We start from the raw sequence: 508 nt of genomic DNA, 5'->3' as shown, positions 1-508 counted from the left end.
CGATCACACCGGTCGCGCCATCAACCCCAAAAAACGCGGCGCCATCGCCCAAAACGCCCCACCCATCCTGCAGCGTCTCGGACTCGCCAACGAGCAGTGGCTAGAGCAGGCCACGCGATTTGAAGCCCTCTATCGGCGAAAGGGCCGGGATCATCTCAACGCCCTCAGCGGCAAGCGTGACCGGGCCGATCAAGACCGTGCCGGCCAATGCAGTGTCGGAGAAGCGGACAGCAGCAAATCCCGTCACCAGGCAACGCGCGGACCCGACTGAGAGATCACCATCGCTCAACCGTTCGCCAGCGCTAGCTTAAACGCCACTGGCTCCGTCGAACCGCCCAACGCCTCTCCCACCCTTCAGCAATCCGACTGAAACGGGCCGCCGTGCCCAGCGCTTCCTGCTCCTTGCCGCTTGTAGGCCGCAAGAGCGGAAAACCGACCTCCTGAGCCCCCAAATCCTTGAGCGATCGCAATCCTTGCCTTTTTACATAAGACCCATTATGCGAAACAG

At 61.6% G+C, this 508-nt stretch carries 1 pseudogene; it reads left to right on the top strand.

The annotated features are described in order from the left end of the window. Positions 1 to 271 (top strand): annotated as a pseudogene (locus CKO15_RS13915) (hypothetical protein); the annotation flags it as partial. Positions 272 to 508 lie beyond the last annotated feature (237 nt).

It is taken from the genome of Halorhodospira abdelmalekii (genome assembly GCF_016583625.1).
GTDB lineage: Bacteria > Pseudomonadota > Gammaproteobacteria > Nitrococcales > Halorhodospiraceae > Halorhodospira > Halorhodospira abdelmalekii.
This window is presented reverse-complemented; position numbering and strand designations above follow the sequence as displayed.